Source organism: Stieleria marina, assembly GCA_007741555.1.
Taxonomy (GTDB): Bacteria; Planctomycetota; Planctomycetia; order Pirellulales; family Pirellulaceae; genus K23-9.
On the sequence record CP036526.1, the window covers coordinates 4,538,769 to 4,561,042 of the forward strand.

General features: G+C 55.6%; 4 protein-coding genes. All 4 read right to left on the reverse strand.

Annotated elements, in window-relative coordinates; genetic code table 11:
• Window positions 1-471 precede the first annotated feature (471 nt).
• Window positions 472-1,107, reverse strand: a complete 636-nt coding sequence (locus K239x_RS16190; protein ID WP_145419281.1) for a hypothetical protein — start codon at window positions 1,105-1,107, stop codon at window positions 472-474.
• A 581-nt stretch (window positions 1,108-1,688) separates the two neighbouring features.
• Window positions 1,689-2,720 (reverse strand): DUF4303 domain-containing protein, encoded by a 1,032-nt coding sequence (locus tag K239x_RS16195; protein WP_145419282.1) that lies wholly within the window; start codon window positions 2,718-2,720, stop codon window positions 1,689-1,691.
• Between the two features lie 1,046 nt (window positions 2,721-3,766).
• Window positions 3,767-4,447, reverse strand: a complete 681-nt coding sequence (locus tag K239x_RS16205; protein ID WP_145419284.1) for a PEP-CTERM sorting domain-containing protein — start codon at window positions 4,445-4,447, stop codon at window positions 3,767-3,769.
• 20 nt (window positions 4,448-4,467) lie between these two features.
• On the reverse strand, window positions 4,468-22,098 hold the full coding sequence (locus K239x_RS16210; protein WP_419189032.1) for an SdrD B-like domain-containing protein: 17,631 nt from the start codon (window positions 22,096-22,098) through the stop codon (window positions 4,468-4,470).
• Window positions 22,099-22,274: the final 176 nt, after the last annotated feature.

The following is a 22,274-nucleotide window of genomic DNA, read 5'->3' on the forward strand; positions in this document are numbered from 1 at the left end:
GATTGCATAAGAGACTGTCGTTAAACGGAATAAACTGCAGTGCCCGGATGTACACCGCCTTCGGGTCACGCGGAGAACAGGTCGTCAATCCAGCAGAAGCGGGGTGATGTTCTCTTTCCGTGCGGTCGGGTCGGGTTTGAATGAGCGATTAGTTTTCGGCGGGCGGATTCCGACTTCTTAACGCTTCCCGCCGGAGGTTTGCGACGTTCCGGCGGAATACTCCAGGAACTGCTTTTTCGTCATCCCTTTGGTGTTGTTCAAGTCGGCAAGGATGTCGTCCAAAACAGACTGGAAGTATGGATTTTCAATATCTCTGTGTAGCGAGATAATTGATGATGCAACGGAGCATGTGTCATCAGTGATAACGATTGAATCTCCATTGCCTTTAGCCAACACCGACGTAGCAACGCGATTCAACTCAGGCCCCGCTTTGAAGTACGCGACCAGACTTGTCCCGTCCCACTTCGCGTATCAACCAACTAAGGCGTTGTATCCAATATATTTTTTAGCACCGGCATTACGTTTCAAGAACTGATCACGAAACTCGTGCAGCACTGAAACACTTGGCGAGACGCTGGCTTCGGCGGCTACCGCAATTGCACTTACCTGGGCAACGCTACAAATTGGACCTTCAGACGGCCGACAGGTCCATACTTTTCCACTCAAGTCACCCTGGCAAGTTGACAAAGCCATGTTTGTGGTACAGCGATGTCCACATTTTTCGCTTTCAGAAGGGTGGTCATCGGTGAACGCTACGCTGTGGTTCATATCCGGATCACTCAAGATAACATCTAGCAAGTCGGTGTAACGAGCAGGATCTTCCCAGTGTTTTGAAGCTTCGATCTGTTTATCTGACAAAATCTTTCGGAACGAAAAAATGCCGCTGTCCTTGGGCACCGAGTCAAAACTAGCGAAATGAATCAGAGCGGTATCTCTTGAGTTGTGAGGTAAAAGCTGGAGATCAAACATCTTCTTGATTTCCTCAAAACCGGACTTCGCTTGCCACTTAAAATAGCGGTGTTCGACACCACGTTCGGAAAGTAAATAGACGCTACAGGCAGACACTTCGCCTTCCCGCAAAGGGGTTTCATTTTTGATCCCACCCAACGAGTAACAATGCAAGAGAAACACCTTGACCTGATTTCTTGTTTCGCAGTTGGTTTTACCGACTACCGCTCTCAAAATTGGACCGAATTCGTCAGCGGAGGGTCAAGTATGAATGGCACACTGTCTAGTGAAGTGCCTCGGTCTTCTGCACGATAGCGGCCATCAACTTTGCGTTCCTGCGACAATAGAATCGCAAACTCGCATCGGAGTGTTGCCCAAGGCTATTCTTGCTCCGGTGTCTGCCGCCGGTGCGCGCTGAGGTGTTCACGACCTACGCGAGTTAACGAAGCACAAAACCCGCCTGGGGCGATGCGTCGCGTTCACAACGCCGGCTGGGCTTCCGTGCGTCGGTGTTTCACTCCGACGAAGGTTCTCGGATGCCTCAAGAGCTGGACCACCTCCACCGTATTTGTCCCGCGACGGCATGTCCAAGTGTTCTTCAGGCTCTCCACCGCGACGCCTTCGGCAAGCTGCAATGGACTCGTGCCATTTTCTACGATGGGGCCACCGTCGGCGCCACGTGAATGTAGTAGCCGATTCACTTCCTCGCGGCCCTTTCCTGTCACAAGTGTGGTTTTACATCACTGCTTCGGCTCGATGACAGGATCCACTCGAATGGATTCGAGTTTGCTGTGGCGAAAGTTGATTTCCAGGCCCAGGCGGTCGTAATACAGGTGCTCGTACGTCGTTCCGCTTGAAGTCGGACCTTGGTCTTGACGGTCCGGAACGCCATAGGTGTCGAGAACCTGCTGCAAACTACTGTGTTCGCCGATGCCTTCGCGGGTCTTACCGTTGAAGCTCTTATACCCTTCGTACCGGAAGAAGAACACGATCAAAACGACCTCTTTCTTTCTGTTCCATGCGACATCCACACCCATTCCCGGGAATTCAAAGTATTTCCCGTTCACGTTCTTTGGTTTGCCAAATACTTCGAGTGCGGACTCTTTCGGAGAGCCAATCTCGCACCGAGTGACACCTCGCCCCGGAATAATTTCCATCGCGGCAGACCGTTTTGAACCGCTGCGAAACAACTGGCTGACAGCGCTAACAAGTTTGCTGATGCCCGAGTCTTTCCGGCGACCCGACTCTGCATTGGCCGGAGCAGTCTCATCAGACGCAGCGGTAGGAAGAGTCAGCACTAAATCTTCTGCGATCCGGGCCGCCGCGTCGGGGGAGTTCAAGCGGGTAATGGCGTCTACCTCAAGATCTCCAACCCCGTCCGTGTTTCCGCAAATCAGCAATGTGTCCGATTCAAAGAGCCCCTCGTTCCTGCAATCCTCAAGGGCGAGCGTAAGACTCTCAAAACGCTGCTCCTCGTTTGAGCTCTCAGTATCGGCCAGGGCCTGTATGATTTTCGAGACCGTTTCAAAATGTTGATCACCCGCACTCTGATTCCACTCGACGTAGATGGAACCAATGCCTTTGTAACCCGGTTCCCGTTCAGCAACCCACGACTTTGTGCAGACGGCGGCAAACAGGGTCATCACATTATCGTCGGTACACAAAGCGAATCCATGGATTGAATCGGATCCGAATTCCGCGGCCATGTCGCCGCGAGCTTTACGGATTGCCTCGACGATGGCAGTTCTAAGTTCACCGTGGAAGTCTTTCATAGCAAATCATCGGGATAATTTCTGACGGAGAGTAAGAGACGTACCATCTCCAGATGGAGTTTGCAGCATAAACGATAAATCGCAGACGGAGAAACCGGACGAGGACAGGAAAAAGAAATAGTCCAACAACATACATTCGAACCAGCAGAGAATCCTACTCGTCCAACTGCACAAGCGGCCCCAAAACTGCGTCGCTTCATCGTCCGACGCTTCTGCGGGAGTCGCCGCAGCGCCTCCATGGTGGACAAACCCAAAGCAAATTCAGCCTTCTGATAACTCGCGTGGGCGACGCACTTCTCTGCGCCAAGTAACGGCGTCGCCAGTTCCGTGAGGTGTTCACGACCTACGCGAGTTAGCGGAGTCACTGCGGAACGAAAAGATCACGACTGGACGCAAGCTCAAGGCGGCTTGGCGAAGTCGCAAAAGTCCTGAGTCGATCGCGGAGAATTTTGGCAGTCACGAAACGAAGCTGGAAGAAACTTGCGTGACCCTATTCGCCAGTGGATCCGAAGCGGCCCCCAGACCAACCAACTTGCAAGCACGACGCTCGCTGATTCGATAGCACGGCTTCGCTCGTTCAATGCATTCACGAAGGCCAACAGGCCCGAAGAGGTTTTTTGACAGGACCAACCCAGACATCTGTATGTCACTGAATTAATTTTGTCGCTGCGGACCCCGATCAACGCTGGTGGCGACAGTGTGGCGAAAACGGGCACGCCGAAGGCTTCGCCGTAGAGCACGCCTGTAAAGATCCACTGCACACTTCCTGGCGTGAGGATCAACAATGAACGCGATCGGAAACTCTGCGAGACGCTCGACGCGATGTCGATACAATACAACACTCAGCGATTCCGCGGCGTTTGCCAGCATGAATGAGTCCGGTCTAGCGGCATCGTGTGTCGATCGCCAACGCGAAACCGAAACGTCTTCCGCATCGAAGATACCAATAGGGCCCTACGAGTCTTTGGCGGCGCTGGTCAGGATGGCAACTTAGAAAGCAGGATCTAAACCTGGTTCCAGCAAAACCCCTAGCGATTCGCCCCAGCCTACCGGTTCACTCTGCGTCGCCGCAACAGAACCGGAATGGCGGCGAAAGCAAACAGCGCGATCGACGATGGCTCTGGTACCGCTGTGACCTGAATGGATCCGCCCTGAAATGTCGGAGTAACGCTAGATAGATCGTCATCCAGGAAACCGTCTGATGCCCCAGACAAATTAGCAACCAAGTCGATCGCGAAATCAGATTCCGATACTGCAGCTAGGGTGAATGTAGCTGCAACAAAACTGGTTACCCCGAACAGTGAATCAGTCGGTTGAAAGCCAGCGTCAGACGGCGACTCTCCTCCAATGGTTACGATCTCACCGTATTGACCAACCGTTGGATCAGCAAGCAGCGTGTCTTCCGTGGTCGACACCGGGGAGGGTATGAATCCCAAAAGCGGTTGCCAGCCAGTGGGACGCGTAGTGGCAATACCACCGAGGAGATCAAACTCGTTGGTGTCGTATCTGACGGAAAATCCATAGGTGGATAACGAGTCCGTCAAGTTGTCGAGAGTGATCACGACATCGACGTCAAAAGTATCCCCAACAAAACCAGAGGATGTTGACTGGATGCCGGGAGTTCCGGGATCAAGATCGAAGCTGACCACTATTGCCGCCTCGGCAACATTGGGTGCACAGGCGACCAATCCAAAGGCGAAAACAGCCAAATTTAATATGCGTGACATCGTTATTGGCACCTCATTGCCTATTCAAAAGAAACACTTTTGCCGAATCGAATCCGGAACTGCCCGTAGTCTGGAATACCAATCGCACCATCATTATTGTAATCCAGTGACGGATCAAATCCCGCATCGCCTAAGGATTTTCCGAATGCAAGCCGAAATTTCCCATAGTCTGGGATGCCAACCGAGCGATCTCCGTTTGTGTCGCCATAGTGCCGGAAGAAATTGTCGTTGGCGGTGTCGCCAAAGGTGAAGTTGTCGCCGGTGGAGCTGTCTTGGATGCCATCTTGGTTGGTGTCGAGAAAGAAACCATCAATTGAGACGACTTTGGAGGCGTCAACACGGATTTCGTAGTTGCCATCGGCCAGTGATCCGAACTGCGTGAAGGCACCATTGAACGTCAGAGTGAAGGTGCCGGCGGCAGTCCCGTCAATGGGCGAAATAACCGTTCCAACTTCGCCCCCGCTAGACCCACGCTGGTAAACGGTGATCGCACCGGGTTGCAGAATCACATCGGTGTCGAATTGGATCGTTACCGAATCGATTCTAGATCGCTGGCTGCTTCCGTCGCCGATCGTGATATCGGACTTGCTGATTTCCACCAAATTGTTGACGTTCAACGAAATCTCTTGCTCCACTTCCAATCCCACCGAATCGGTCGCTCGGATGCGCACCAAGTACGTCGATTGGTTTTCGTAATCGATGACTTCGCCCTGTCGTAGTTTCAGTTCGTTGCCGACGATCACGAAACGCGAGTTATCAGTGTCGCCTGTTCCTGCAACGAGCTGGAACGAGTGTGAATCACCAGGGTCTTGATCGACGGCCGACAATTGTGCGAACAGCAGATCGGCCGCGCTAGTGTCAGTGTTTTCGTTGATGGAGGAACTGGAAAGATCGATCGACGATGGGGCTACCGGGGCTGCGATTACGAATGAATAGTCTTCGACCTCGCCATCCACCGCCGGTCCGGTTGGCGATTGCACAGATGCCGAATCGGTACTGAATCGGAACCGCGCCCATTGGTTGCCTGATATTGCAGACGTGGGAATCGCGATCGTGATCGAATCAGTGGTCACTTGATCGACCGTACCGATACTAAACTGCGACCGCTCCTCGGGATCAAAGTCGCCGTCTCCGTTAAAATCGATCCAGGCGGCCAGCGTGCCCGCGGTAGACGAGGTGACGTCGAACGTTGCATCGAATCCGGCGACGATTCCCGACGTCGTGACGACCCCGTCGTTGTCAGACGATGGTTGGCCGGCGATCAGGTCAAACGAGGCTTCGCTGCCCAATCGCACGTCCGAACCGAGTGCGTGGGTCGGTGTGCCAAATGTCAGCGGTGCATCGCTACGGTCGACCATCACCTGGCTGCCCAAGTTTTGACCGACCAGCGTTTGCTCGATTCCAAGATCAATTTCTAGGCTTCCCGGTACGCTGCTTGGAGTGCTGTAGGCGTAAAGCCCCCCAGAGCTCGGCGGTTGGTCGACCAGATCGCTCGCCGCGGAGTTGAAGGTGATCGTCGAACCGTCACGTGACATTCGCGGCCAGTCGCTAGGCCCGTCCGATGCAACACCACCAACGTTTTCGCTCAGCATTGTCGTTGTGCCATTGATCGTGTCGTAAAGAAACACATCGTCCGCACCGTTCGTATCGCCGGGGACGATGTTGGTGGCCGACGATTGATAACTGATCCAACGACCGTCACTGCTGATCGACGGATACAGCGAGACGCCGTTGGGTAACGTCCCGTCGCCTCGCGAAACCAGCGTGACGGATCCAGTCAAGCGGTCTTTCAGATAGATCTGTCTGTTGCCGGACAGGCCTGCGTCGGAAGTCAGGTTCGTCGCGCTGGACATGAGGGCAAAGTAACGGCCATCGTCGGACATCGAGAATAGATTGGTTGCTCCGTTGGCTTGTTCGCCAGTCTCCGAAACACTGACTCGTTCAGTCACGCCCTTTTGGCGATCACGCAAGAAGACATCACGGACATTGTTGGTGTCACCGGGGACTAAGTTGGACGCGCCGCTCCAGAAACCAACCAGTTGCCCGTCGTTGCTGGGAAGACTTGCGTGACTGTCGCCACCTGTCGCTTGGTTGCCGCTGGAATCAACACTAATGATCTCGACTGTCCCCGTTTGCAGATCCTTCAGGAAAACATCGAACTGACCGTTGACGTCGCCGGCAATCAAATTGTTTGAGTTGGACCAGAACGTGACCACGCTGCCATCCTGGCTAATTTGAGGGTTATAGCTGTAGCTGTTGCCGACTTGCAGGCTCTGGCCTTGACCAGAGTCATGAGCACTCACTAGCGTCGTTGTGCCGAGCAGTCGGTCACGAACATAGATATCCCACGTTCCGTTGTTGTCGGCCGCGGACAAATTACTGGCGAAGGATCGGAACGCAACGTACCGACCGTCACCGCTGATCGAAACATTGCGGTTAACGCCGTTGGCCAATACGCCCGAGGAGGACTGTGACACCAAATCCAGCAAGCCGGTATCGCGGTCCAGGACGTACAAATCGGATCCAGAGTTCGTATCGATCGGCAACATCGATTTGTTGGTCGAGAACGCGATGAATCGACCGTAATCACTGGAGGCCGAATCGTAGATTGGCTGCGTCGTATTGTTGACGCCATGGATGTACTCCGTATCAGCCAGCAATTCCAGGCCTGCGGATTGCAACGGTGACGTCTGTGTCCAATTAGCGGGAAGAACCTGCAGCACGGTGTACTGACCATCGGCAAGCCCCGCAAATTCGTACGTGCCGGCCTCGTTGATCGTTGGCGTGGCGGGATCATCGGCAAGCGTGACTTGGCTGGGTTCGCCCGCGGTGAAGACACCGTCTTCGTTGGTGTCAATGAAGATGGTGCGACCGGGCAGACGAGTTTCGCCCGCGTCGATGACGCCGTCGCCGTTATCGTCTTGCCAAAGCGTTCCGGCAAAGGAACTGGTCACAGCGATTTGTCCAAAATCGTTACCGATCGACGGCGTGATGTTGGAAAGTTGAACTGTATGGGCCCCCAGCAAACGGTCAACGTCAACGGTCACGATACCGCCAACATTGTTGGTGCCAAGAATGTTGGACGAAATCGTGGTGAAGGCGATAGTGGAACCATCGGCGCTAATGACCGCGTTGTTGCTGGCGTTTCGACTGAGCACCCCGTTGTCGCCCTGACTAACCAAGGTCAGCTTGTCCGTGATGCGGTCGTACAGGTAAATGTCTACGCTTGAATTCGTGTCCGCCGCGACGAGCTGCCCGTCCGATTCAAAGACGACAAACCGGCCATCACCGCTGATCTCGGGACGCCGACTGTTGCCTTCGTACGAACCTGTGACGGCGGTGTTGCTGATTCGTTTGATATCACCAGTCTGCATGTCTTTTAGATAGACATAGAATGCCGCCCCAGGCCCAGCGTGTGGGTCTAACGTAAGGTTCGATGCAGATGATTCAAATGCCACCCACCGCCCATCGTCACTGATGGATCGTTTACTACTGACGCTATTCCCAAGCGTTCCGGTAGCCGAGGCTGAGACAACTTCTACCTGACCCGTGGTCATGTTTTTGACGAACAGGTCGCTTACGCCATTGGTGTCATTGGCTGTCGTGAAGCCGCCGGCAAGCTGTGAAGATACCGTCTCGAAAACCACGTACTGGCCGTCCGGAGTAATGTCGGCTCCCCAGCTGCTGGCGTCGGTAAGCTGCATACCTGAGTCCGTCGTGCTGACTCGGGTGACAGAATTGGATTGCAGATCAAAAAGGAACGTGTCAGCCCAGCCATTGGTATCACCGGGAACCAGTTGATCGCCCCACGATGTCAGCACAACGAAACGTCCGTCGGGTGTGATGATGGCATCGCGAGAATTCCCGTTGCCCGGTCCACCGTTGCCGCCCTTGGTCAACAGCGTGGTCGTGCCGAGCACACGGTCGCGTACGTAAACGTCCAGGAAATTGTCCGTATCCCCTGCGTCCAGGTTGGTGGCCCAGGTTCGGAAGACAACGTACCGGCCATTGCTCGAGACATCAGGTTCAAGACTATTGTTGTTGGCCGCCACACCCGCCGTGTTGACTGAGATCAGCTCGTGTTGGTCCGTCACACGGTCAAGCAGATAGACGTCGCGAGTCGTGTTTGTATCGGACGGAACCATTTGACGCGTCGTGGAATAGGCCACATACCGGCCCGTCGCACTGACTCGCAGATCGTCCAGTGGATGCGGTTCGAATTGCGTTGGAATCGAAGCGTCAGTGTCGTACCTGGCATCGTATGTAAGCACTGGGTTATACGGTGACGTGCCGATCGAGGATGGCAACAAGACTTGGCGCACATCGTAATAGCCCGGTGTCAAGCCAGTAAATGCGTAGTTGCCTGCCTCGTCGATGCCTGCCGTCGCCAGATCATCGGCAACAGTGATCTCCGTCAGATCGCCCGCATCTAGAAATCCGTTTTGGTTAAGGTCGACATAGACCGTTGCACCGGCAATTCCGGCTTCGGACGCGTCTCGTTGTCCGTCGCGATTATCATCGCTCCAGACCGTGCCGCTGATCGTGGTGGTTGGGAATTGGTCGGCCGGTGCAAGCTGGAAATCGCGTCCCGGAAAATGGATCTTATCAGCAGCGCGAAGGTCGTAGCCGGCCGCAGGAATTACCGCCGCCGCGATTGCTCGCGGTTCATAGCCAACCGGTACCAATCGAATCTGTTGCTCGGATTCTGATTCGACGCGAATCGTAGTGCCGCCATTGGACCGATACAATTCGCCATCGGCACCGGCGATCGCCCAGGATCCGTAGTTGTAGGCGTACCAATTCTCGATCACGCCAGTATCTGGATTGATCACCAGCCCGCCACCCGACGGCAATCGCGCGATTAGGTTTTCTCCATCTGTCGATTCGCCCAAGTTGCCGGCAAGGTTGTACGACGTGTTGTTGATCGCGTTGATGTCGAACGTGTCCAGAAGCGTGCCGGTTCGCGGATCGATGCTAAGGATCAAATCGGTGTCGGATTGAAGGACAAACAAGCGTCCAGCAACTACGGCCAGACCATCGGAGGACGCACTGGGCAGGTCGAAGAAGTCTTTGACATCGCCTGTGTCGTAATTCAGAACCCAAACGCCTTCGAACGTCGAGTAGTACAAGCCGTAGTCATCGACGGCCAAACCGGCGGAGTCGGTTGACGTTCCCGGCGGAGAAAACTGGCGAAGCGTTTGACCCGTGATTGGGTCATGTTTGCGAATCATCGACACGCCGCCTGAAACCTCCAGTGCGTACAGTGCGGTCTCGGACTCGCTGGTGACGACTCGATCAGTCGTGGATCGGACGACGGCAACGGAGTAATCGCCGGGTGCCAACTGGGTAAAGGAATAGCTGCCGTCGGCAAGCGTCGTGGTAGTGAGTTCGCCCGTGTCCAAAACCCCGTTGCGGTTGGCATCAAGGTAAACCGTCGCCCCGACGGTTTCTTCACCGGGATCGACTAGCCCGTTCACGTTCGTGTCATAGGAAACGATTCCGCTGACGTTGGTGTGGATCGCCTGCTGGCCCATATCTATGGCGGACACGGAGCTACTCGCATCAACGACAACGCCGACCATATTTTCGGTGACGCCAGCCATTCCGCCGGTGGCCGGATTGCCGGCTGTTCGCACCAACGAGTAGCTGGCGTCGTAGACTCTGAGGTTTGAGCTTGAACCACTACCACGAATGTAAAGCTCGCCACCCAACGTTGCCGCTGACCAGACACCGCCGAAGGAGTCGACCAAGTTGACGACTTCCGTCACGCGAGCCGTTAAGGGATCGACAATGAAAGCTCGATCATCGACGTGTGAAAAGAGAACGATCGACTTGCCGTCGGGCGATTCCGCAACTGACTCGGATATCTGTGGCATCGTTTCCACGGACGGGCTTTGCGAGACGTCCGCTGAGATTGGCATCGATCCATAAAACTGATTTGTCTCCAGATCAAACCTTTCAAGCCGCAGCGAACTGCCACCTCCCGTCATTACGACGTACACCGTTCCATCAATCACCGCAGGTCCCTGGGCATACGCGAAGCTCGTCCCCGAACTCGGCAGTGGAGCCTCGCCGATCAACGTTCCGTCCAATGCCACCTGGAAAATTTTGTCCTGCAAGTTATCCACCACGATGATGCGGTCATTCACCACAGCGCTGGAATACGCCGACAAAACAGGAACGCTGGTGTTGGTGTACCTGATTGGAAATCCAGATACCGGATCAAGTTCGCGAATCTGCAAAACATACTGAGTCGGACTCGAAGCATCGGAGACTCGTGTTGTTCCCAACAATCGATCGGTTGTGCCCAATGTGGCCGACGACTCGTACCCGCTGGCAACAGTTCGAATCCACTGTGAACCACGCGGTACGTTCGCTAGCGAATACGTTCCGTCGGCGGCGCTGGTGGTGTTGGGTTCGCCCGCGTCAACCCAACCGTTTCCGTTGAGGTCCACGTAAACCGTGACGCCCTGCAATCCGGATTCCCCCGCATCCTGGACATCGTTTCCATTGGCGTCAACGAACTGCGTTCCGGTTACGGTTGCGTTTTCGGGAACCAAACCGAAGTCAGTTCCGGCAAGCGACTTTTCAGCAAAGACCGTCACGATGTGATCGCTGGCAGGAACCGACGTTGCTCCGAGTCCAAAAACGTAACCCTGGTATGAGAGCGGTATTTGACGCCGAATCAGCCCTAGAGAGTCGCGTGCCGTGATCGTGGTCTGTACGCCGCTGGAAACCCAGCCGCGCTCAAAGTACTCGCCGCCCGCACTCGTGCTGCCATAACCAGCATAGATGTCAAACAGCGTTTCTACGATCACTCCCGTATTCGGTTCAACAATGAAAACATCGCCACCGCTCTGGGGAACCAAGGCCAAGTTGACTCCATCGGGAGCCTCCGCCAACGAATAACTAATCGGGAAGGAGTTGGGACCTGTTCCATTAGCATCTCCGATATCCAAAGTGCCGACGATCTGACGTGTCACTAAGTCGACGACTTCGATGGTGTTGGAGTTGTAATCCTGGACATAAGCACGGTCGCCGATGATCGCCATACCATCTTTGGTGCCGTTGGAAATCACGATCGAATCCAGCAAAGTTCCATCGGCTGCGTCCAGGACGTCGATTCCTCCGCTGCGTGAGTAATAAATACGATTACCCTTGGCCGCCAAACCAATGCTAGTCGCGGTGGGCAACGGGGCATCAAACTGGTTCAATTGATCGCCGGTAATCGGATCAATTTCCTGAATCACGACGATGTCGTCCGTACCGCGAATCGCTTGGAACAAACGAACTCGGTCCTCCGTCAAAGCTCGCGCGGTCACTCCCGAGCTCGTCAGTACCCGCAGGGAATACTCGCCAGCCGCAACGTGTTCGAACGAGTAGTCGCCGTTTACATCAGTCGTTGTCGATGGTTCACCACCGTCGAGGATTCCGTTTCGATCCAGGTCCAAGAACACGGTCGCACCAACCACCACAGGATCACCGGGATCAACGACGCCATTTTCTTCAACGTCTGTAATGACGGTTCCCGAGATCGTCGCAAGCGTCTCGATGACGCCATGATTGACCGTGATCGTTTGGCCGGCCAGAACCGTGACCGACTGCCCGTTGTCACGCTGAGTTCCCGCGGCGAGTCCCAGGTAAGTAGGGATGCCAGTCATGTTGCGAAGTGTCGTTCCGCTACTGTCAACGACTTCGATCCGGCCACCGTAGGAGATGAATGTCTCGCCGCCGAGAGAATCAATTGCGTAATCGGTTCCATTGGAGGAACTGGGTGCAGGGTCGAAAGTGGCGACACCTGTTACTGGATCAATTTCGAGAACGCGATCGTCATCTGTCGCAACCAGAATACGTTGCTCATCAGCACTGACGCCAACGCCAAAATTCGCTGACGGAGTGGTCGGCGTGTACGCCGACGGCATCGAAGACAAACCCCAGTCGAACGTTATGGGGCGGGCCTTGGCAAATTGGTCCGACAGCGGATCATAGGTATAGAGCGTCAGTCCACCAAACTCTTGGCGAACGGTGTAGATCGTTCCGCCCACCACAGCTGCGCCATAGTCTTGCACGCTAGTGTAAGCCGTCTGCCCGGATGACGAGTCGATGTAGGGTTCGCCGAGATGCCGGCTGCTGATGATCGATCCGTCCAGGCCAACCTGGTACAGCATGTCGATGCTGCCGTCGATAAGAACCAGACGTTCGCCATCAAACGCCATGGAGATTGCACCGTTGTTATACGGCACAGTTGTGAACAGGCTATTCGTGATCGAGCCGTTGGCAGGGTCCAGCCGGTCAATTCGGATTGAACCACTTTGATTTCGTAGCCCGAAAAGAAAGTCCTGCGGGGTGTAGGCGTCGCTCGGTCGATGGCCGGTTGACGTTGAACGCACGACAACACTGCCCAGGGGGACCCCGGCGATCGAGTAGGTTCCGTCGGCGGCGCTGATGTCGAACGGTTCACTACCGTCTCGGCTGCCGTTGTCGTTTATGTCCGCAAACACCGTGACACCGACCGCAGGCAATTCGCCCGCATCCTGCACGCCGCTATTGTTCGTGTCGATGAACTCAACGCCCGAAATCGTCCCGGCAAACTGAGCTGCACCAAATTGAACTCCCGTAATCTGTTGGTCCAAACCGACCGTCAGACGGGCGGCCAAATCTTGATAGAGACCACCGGCTACTGCGACGGCCTGGCATCCAATCGAAAGCGCTCCCGTGAGAGTACCCGTGGAGTCATGCACCTGCAACAGCGAGCTGTTGAACCGCGAGACATAGGTTGAACCGCCGACCGAACCGACTCCGGCCAGTTGAGAGTTTGCGATCGTCGGATCCGAATCGCTGATCAACAGTGTGGATGGATCAAACGTCAACAAAGAATCATTATCAGTTGCGACTATCAATGACTGGCCATCAGCGGATGCGCCTAACCCTGTTGTTTCATTGACGCCGGATAGAAAAGGAGATCCGCTGTTCGTCGTGAACAACGAACTTGTCCCTATCAACGATCCCGTGGTCGCGTCGACCATGCCGATCTCACCACCGGCACCCGATAGATAGATTGTCGAACCAACCGTTGCCAAACCATTCCAAGCAACACTGTACGTTGATGGACCCAGCGACGAGACATCGATTTGCGATTCGATGGTGATCGCATCGGGATCGATCTGGAAAATCTTTTTCTGACCATTGTCAATCGCCCACAGCGACGTGCCATCAAAGGCCAACCCGTCAGCCGTGATCGACGTGGTGGGATAAGACGATTGCCAGTAATCGGCGATCGTCGAACCATCCGTTGGATTGATCTCGCGAAGCTTGTTGCTTCCGTGCCACACGAACAACCGGTCTGTGGGCGTTGAAGGAGACGACTGTTCAAATCCAACGGGCGGCAGGATACGAACCACCGCTTCGCCGGGTTGCACGTCCGTGAACGTGTACAGGCCTGCTGCGTCGGTTGTCGTCGTGACTTCACCGGTGTCCAAGCGACCGTTGTCGTTGGCGTCTAAGTAAACCGTCGCACCGACCAACGGGCCTTCGCCAGTATCAGCGATTCCGTTGGCATTGGAATCGTCAAACATAGAGCCAGAAATCGTTGTCGCGTTGACGTGCGTGGCGAAATCAACCGTCGCAGTATCGGCGTTTGTCGCGATCGTCACCAAAGTCGATTCAGGCGACGTGGAAACAAAGTCGGCCTGAGGAACGATTCGAACGTAGTGAGTGACGAGCGAAAGTTGATCGAACGAGTACGCGCCGGTGGCATCCGTGGTGTGAGAAGTTTCACCAGTATCAAGGACTCCATCGTTGTCGGCGTCCAAGAACACTGTCCAACCGCTAACTGGATTCTCACCCGTACTCTGCACGCCATCAGCGTCGACGTCGTCAAACACGACTCCACTGATCGAGGTCAAGTTGGCTTGCAAGCCGAAGTCGGCTGGGACTGTTTGTGTGTGATGCGCAATCGTCGCGCTAGCCGACTCGGCCGAAGTCGCCAACCACTCGGAGCCTCGGTCAACACGGATTACATACTGCCGATACCACAGAGGCGACAGCGAATACGTGCCCGCTTCGTCTTCGGGGGTCCCCGAATCGTCCGCCGCCGTTACCACGAACGTATCACCGGTTTCAAACAGCCCGTTATTGTTGTCGTCCCAATACATCGTCTCGCCAGGGATGCCCGGTTCGCCCGCATCACGAACGCCGTTTGCATTGAGGTCTTCGAAAACAACGCCTACAAACGCAGATTGATTTTCGGTCGCCGGAACATCAACGACCAGCGGATTGTCATTGAAGCCCAGTTCAACCGTGGTCGTCGAAAACGCAGACTCGACAAAATACAGCCGATCGGTCACTCGCAGCGTGTAAGTTCCTGGAGTCAAATTGTCGAACGTGAAAGTGCCGCCACTGACATACCAGTCGTAGGGTTCCGAAATGGTGTCAAGTTCTCCGTTGCCGTTCAGATCAATGTAGATCTGCGATCCATCTGCCCCGTCTTCGCCCGTGTCGCGGACGCCGTCGTTATCGAGGTCATTGAACACCGTGCCAGAGATCGTGCGGTTCACGATTCGCTCGACGGGCAAGACCGCAGAAACGGCATCGCCATTGCCTGTCCCCGTTCCCGCCAACGGATTGCTGCCGGCATCGATGATCGAGTCATCGTCGACCAACAGCAACTGCAACGTTCCATCACCGGTGCCGCTGTCAACGGTTACGCCATAAACCGCGCCGCTTCCAAGATCCGTCACGCTGGTGATACTTGCTCCGGTCACACCTGAAAGTGCGAGCGAGAAATCGGTGACGTCGACGCCGGTGACGGGTTCTGAAAACTGGAGGACAAAATTCGCTGTGTCGGTTCCCGAAATGTATGTTTGCGAAGTCGTGATCGACGTAACGGTGGGCGGCGCCGCATCGACGGGAACACCCAAGTTTGTCGTCTGATCTTCGTTGACCGTGACGTCCAGCCAATCGGTGTTTCCAAGCACACCGAGCTGCAACGACGTGTCGCGGCTGTTGACTCGCAGCACCGACGTTGGCCCGACGATGATAATCATCGACGACGAGGACTCGTTGATGCCCAGCCCGGCCGGATCAGGCGTGCCGATTGTCGCGCCAGGCGTCAAGGTGCCCGTGACCAAATCACGCTCCAGCACCATGATCGCTCCGGAAAGACTCATCGCCGCATAGACTCGCGTTCCATCCTCGCTGATCGTCATGTCTAACGGGTACGTTCGATTGATCGTGTCGCCAATCGTCACATGGTCGGCAAACTGCAGGGTTCCATCGGCCTGCGTGCGGTAATGAAAGATTGTGTGCTGAGCCCAACTGACGATGTAGAAGTCGTTGCCGTTATCGGACAGTTCGGCCGAGAAGTTCCCCGAGAACGAAAGACCCGCTGGAGCCCCGATTTCCTCGATTTGAGAGAGTGATCCCGTGGTCGTGTTCCGCGAGAAAACTCGAATTCGGACGTTACCAGAATCGACCGCGTAAAGTCGCGTTCCATCGTCGTTGAACACAAGATCCGAGAATCTGGCCCCGATGCTGGTCGTGCTGGCCGAAGACAACGTGCCATTGGAATTGATACTTAATCGCGAGATGCCGTTGATCCCACCGACATACAAGTGGCTGCCATCGGGCGACACCTGAAGCGAATAGTTGTACCCCAAAGGAACCGTCGCTGAGCTAACAAGGGTCAGCAATCCCGTCGTGGGATCCTGCGAGTAACCCTTTACTTGGCGAGTTTGATGCTCAAGCACAAACAGGAATGCACCGTCGGGCGTGAAACCGAGGTCCCCCGATTTGTTGGTCGTGTCGGAGAACTGGTTGGTCAGGACTTGCACCTGCGTGATCGGGCCGACGCCGCTGACGGGCAGTTCGTACACGATCACGTTGTTTCTAAGATGATCAAAGACAACAGCAAACTTGCCATTGGGGCTTTTCGTGATCGACTTGTTGTCCGCGGCCAAGTTGACTGAATCCGAGATCGCAATCGACTGGTTCGCGTTCCAACTGCTGCTGGCTGCCGAGAGAGAATACTGAGGTTCGACGATTCGGATTTCGTAGTCGCCGGGGGCAAGTCCCGTGAACAAGTAGTCTCCGGTTTCGTCGACGCCCCCGGTGGCCCCATCATCCGTTTGGGAAACCACTGATGGTTCGGTCGCGCTGTCGAACGCCCCGTTCAAATTCAAGTCGACGTACAGGGTCACACCTGGCAAACCTGATTCACCCGCGTCGAGTTCGCCGTTGTTGTTGACGTCGTTCCAAACGTTGCCAGCGATGTTGCCCGGCAGGACTTCGTGAGTGCCGAAGTTGGCCAGAGCAATTCCATTAGCGACCGCGACGGTGACCAACTGAGGCCCGTCGGCAATGGGAAGTGTCTGCACGTAGGGCGACTGGCCTTGCAGACGCAGCGCGTAGTTGCCGTCGACTAGTCCCGTGAATTCATAGAATCCCGTCCCGGTGGCCGTCACAGCGGTCAACTCGCCAGTATCGAAGGTGCCGTTGTTGTTGGAGTCGATGTAGACCGTCATCGCACCAGCGCCAGGTTCACCGGCATCGAGTACTCCGTCAGAATCCAAATCGCTGAAGACTGTTCCTTGGATCGAGCCCAATTGCACGTTGTAGGCTGCCAGCGGGTTGGTCGCCGTTCCCACGCCATCAAGCGGGAAGCCGGCGTCATCGACTACTGAATCGTTGTCGGCAAACACCAACCCGATCGTTCCTTCGCCGCCAGTGTGCGAGACCGCGACGACGTAGGTGTCGTCGCTACCTGTGACCGAAGCGACCGCTGCACCAGTCACGCCGGAAGCGGCAACGGCAAAATCTGTCACGTCCAACCCCGTGACTGGCTCGGAGAAAACCAGCTGGTAATCGAGACTGGTTTGATTCGTCGGGTCAACGTCCAGTTTTGCCGATGACACCAAGGTAGGTGCCAACCGGTCGACGTCGATCGTGTCGAAAACGGTCGAGCCGTCACCGCCCAGCGGCGTACCTTCGTTGTCGACAATGCCGCCGCTGAAACTGACTCGCGGTGACAACGTGCCTTGCGATCCGTCGGCTAAGTTGACGGTCAGCGTGTAAGTGTCACCGCTTCCGTTGACCGAGGCCACCGTTGCTCCTGAATACGATCCCAAGAACAGGAAGTCCGACGCATCGACGCCGGAGACCGGTTCGCTGAACAAGATGTCAAAATCGACCGTGCTGCCGGTGACGATTCCGGTTCCCGAATACGCGATCGAGTCGACCATCGGGACCAGATTGGAGATACCAAAAGCACCCAAAGTCGTCGTTTCGCCGACGCTGACTGATGTGGAAATTGCAGTCGGGACCCAATCGCCCATATCGCGGCTAAAGGCGTACACCGCGTCGTCGTAGGCCGCCACGACATACAGCGACTCACCATCATTGGAAAATTCGACGTCCCAAGCACCAAAGAGGTGATCGAATCCGCCGACGTTGTTTTTAAATGATTCCACCAGCGTCAGCGCGCCAGTGGTTTGATCTCGAGCGTAGATCGCCAAACCGCCAGCCGTTTGATAGGTCACCGCGACATGATGCCCATCGGGGCTGACCAAAACCGAAACCGGGTCAGGGTTGCTGGTCGTGTAGGGATCGGGGACGAACTGGTTGTACGAAACGTGACCAGTTGCGCTGTCTCGGTCCAGCACAATCACACCTTGGCTCAATCTAGTCGCCACATAGATATTCTGCCCGTCTGGACTGACCGAAACGCCCCAAGGTTGGTTCAGCGATGCATAGCCGGGTGTCGACTGCGTGACCGTTTGCGACAGAGTCAATAAACCCGTCGTCAGGTCACGGTCGTAGACGTGGAATGCGTTGGAGTTACCCGAGGTCAGGTAGACATGCCTTTGATCGGGGCTGAGGTCGACCGAGAACGAACCGCCGGTGGAGCCGGTCAATTTCTGAGCGAATGTGACTAGGCCAGTCGCTGGATCGCGATCAAACACTGCAAGCGACCCACTAGTAACTGCGGCAACATACAAATGCTTGCCGTCGGCACTTTCGCGAATCGCCGTTGCTTCATTCAGGCCGTCGACGCCACCGACACCTTGTTTCAGATGCCCCAGATACGTCAACAATCCAGTGGCCTGGTCACGCGAGAACATTACCAGCGCGTCGTCGAGAGCCGAAGCGACGTACAAGTGGGCTCCGTCGGGCGAGATCGCGATCGATTGAGCACCGATAAGCCCATCGACTCCGCCGCTACCATCCAGGACGGTTTGAATGCGAGTCAGTTGCCCGGTGGTCGAATTGCGAGCGTAAGCGGTGATCGCGTTGTCGGTGTATGCCGCGATGTAAACGAATTCCCCATCGGGACTTTCGGTCACGCCCGCGACTTCTTCAAGTGCGTTGTTGCCATCGATGTTATCGCGTAGCAACTGCACCTCAGTAAGCAGGCCGGTGCCGGCGGCGCGAGTCGCTGGATTAGTCGCCAGCCAACCAACCGGCGGGATCACTCGAACGGCGTGGTCCGATCCCGGGTCCACGTCCAAGATCAGGTAATTGCCTGATTCATCGACTCCGACCGTGCCCGTGTCATCGGCGATCGTAACCGCCGAAGGCTCTCCGATGTCCCACACCGCGTTATCGTTCGCGTCGACATAGACGGTGACGCCGACGACTCCGGTTTCGCCTGCGTCCGCAAATCCGTCGCGGTCCAAGTCGTCGATCACGCGTCCAGCGATTCGGCCCGTCGTTCCGACGCCATATGTCGGCGAATCAAAATCGCCGTTGTTGTTGCCGGTTCCACCGAGCGGGTTCAACAGAGCGTCCTGGATCGAGTCATCGTCGATCAGTGACAATTGCACTGCGCCCGTGTCACCGGTATTGGTCACGGTCACTGTGTAGGTATCTCCGTCGCCAGTGACCGAATCGATCTGTGGGACGACTGCGCCGCTGGCACTAAGCGCAAATGCACTGGACGTCACGCCCGTTACTGGTTCGCTAAAGACGACATCAAAACTGAATGTTGCCGTTGTGATCGGATCGGCATCTGCAAGCGTGATCGACTGAACTTGCGGAGCCACGTTGTCAATCGAGTAATCGGGGTGGTTGCCCGAATCAACCGCAATGTACTGGTTCGCTAAGTCGCGAATGGTTTGGTTGGCCAAGATGACGATCGACAGCGTCCCCTGTCCCGGACCAGTGTAGACGTTGACGCGGCGTTGGGTGCTGTTGACATAGTCGACCGACGACACGGTGGCACTGGGGAAACCGACTTGATCGATCTCAACGTCCGACGGATGGTATCCGTTGACAAGCTCGCTGAAGGTCACCAGGAACGATACGTTCGTCAGCGAATTCGTGACCGATTGCTCCAGCAGCACGCTGGAAACCGTCGGCGGCGTGCGGTCAACATAGAACTGCTGCGACGACACGACTTGACTCGCCATCGAGTTGCCCGCTGCGTCGGTCAGGTCATTGCTGGATGCGTACATATAGACCCCACCCTCGTAGCTGCTGACGTCAACGGTGATTGTGGCCATATTGCCCGTCACAACGAGGGAACTGATTGGCGGCGGCGGTGACGAGGCGGGAGAGGTGAAGACAGTAAAATCACTGGCGTCAATGTTCAGCACCGGCTCGCTGTAAGTGACTTGATATTGAATCGAGTCGCCGGTCGTTACCGTCGGATGAACGCGATCAACCGAAACAATGGTCGGCGCTGTCTTGTCGATCAGGTAAATCTCTGCGTTTGCAGCAGACGTATTGAGCGAGTTGCCAGCCAAGTCATCAATCGATGCCGTTGGCGAAACCTCCAATTGCAAGGTTCCGTCACCCGTTCCCGTCGCCACATCAATCGTGTAGTCGGTTGATGTTCCCGAGATACCAGTGATCGAATGCCCCGATAATCCACCGGTCGCCAACAGTTCAAAATCGGCGCTGTCGACGTTCATCACAGGTTCATCGAACGTGACGGCATACTGCACGGTCGCCAGGTTGCTTTGTGTTGGATCCAGGCGTGACATAGAAACGATCGAAGGCATCTCTCGATCGATCGTGACTGCTGGATTGCCGGTCAGTCCACTAGCCAAAAGATTGCCCGCCGCGTCTTGCACCCCTTGGCCTGAATTGACGTCAATCGAAACGGTTCCTGATCCCGTTCCTGTATTGACCGCAACACGCCGCACGTTGGTGGATTGGTAGGCGACCCAGGCAATCGACGTGCCAGTCAATCCGCTGGAAACAATGGAGAAGTCAGCAGACGTGTAGCTATTGGTGGACTCGGAAAAGAGCACATCAAAGTAAACGGTCGATGAATTCACAGGGTCTGAATCGACGGGCGTAACGCTGGTCACGGTCGGAGCAGTCTTGTCGACGGTCAACGGCCCAAATCCGGCTCCGGTGACTCGTTCGTTTCCAGCGAGATCAAAGATACCCTGATCCGATTCGATGGTCATGCCGATCGTGCCATCGCCTGTTCCCGTGCTAATTTCGACCTGGTAGGACGCTCCGGCGCCGGTCACTTGAGTGATCAAGACGTCGGATAGGCCAGCGGTGGAAAGCGTTAGGTCGCCCGCATCAAATCCAACCACAGCTTCAGTAAACAGCACATCAAAAACGGCCGTCGCGGCATTGGTAATGCTAGGAGTAACCGTGATCGAACTGACCGTTGGCCGCGTCCTATCGATGACAGTGACGCCGGAGGTTGCGCTGGAGGCCGCCATGGGATTCCCGGCCGTATCATCAATTGTGGCGGTCGGTGATACCGCAAGCTCAACACTGCCATCGCCTGTCCCCGTGTTGACGCTCAGCACATAGGACATCCCAGAGCCCGAGATGTTGGAAAGCATGGCACCAGTAACGCCCGAGGCTGTCAGCGCGAAATCGCTCAAGCCAACATTGACCACGGGTTCGTCAAACGTGACTGTGTAGTCAACCAGCGACGCATTCGTTGGACTTGTTGGATCCCCCACAAAGGACACAATCGTCGGGGCAACATGATCGACGCTGTGCGATTGTCCCGTAATTGTCTGATTGCCGACTCCGTCAATGGCATTGCCCGCAACGTCAACGATCGTATCGTCGTCGATAAAGTCGACTCGCAAATCTCCTTGGCCACTGCCAGTGTTGACGCTGATCACATAAGACGAATTCGATCCGCTGACGCTTTGAATCGATGCGGTCGCCGAGGCAGTACCGGCAAGGACGAAGTCGGACGCATCAATCGTTCCGACGGATTCGCTGAAGGTGATATTGAAATCCACCACAGCGTCCAGCGCCGACGGAGTCCCCACCAGCGTCGCGCCGGATGTCGTCGGAACGGTTTTGTCGATCGTGTAGGACTCGCCCGTCGTGAACGATCCATCCTGGTTTCCCGTCGTCCCGTTTCCACCGAGCGACTTGTTTTGACCATTCACGATCGAATCGTTGTCGATCAGATCCAACCGTACCGAACCATCGCCGGAGCCAGTGCTGACGACAATTTGATAAGTCGAACCGCTCCCCGAAACACCGCTAACGGTTGCTCCGGTAGGTCCGCTGGCGGCGATTGCAAAATCCGTCGCATCGACACCGGAGACACTCTCATCAAATGTCACATCAAAGGCCACTTGGGCATCGTTGGTGGGATTCGCGTCAGCGCGAACGATCGACAATGCATCGGGTCCAGGCCCCGCCAACACGCGACGCGATTCCAATAGCTCGCAACGCAGATTCCGCCGGCGCGTTTGAGCGTTCTGATCTCTACGTCTGCGTTCAGAATGCTTTGGACGCAAGTTTTCTCGCCGCGACACTTTAGAAGATTGGTCCCCTTGGTTTAGAGGGACCCCGAAGTGTCGATTACCATTAGCCATCAGATCATCTCATGGGCAGG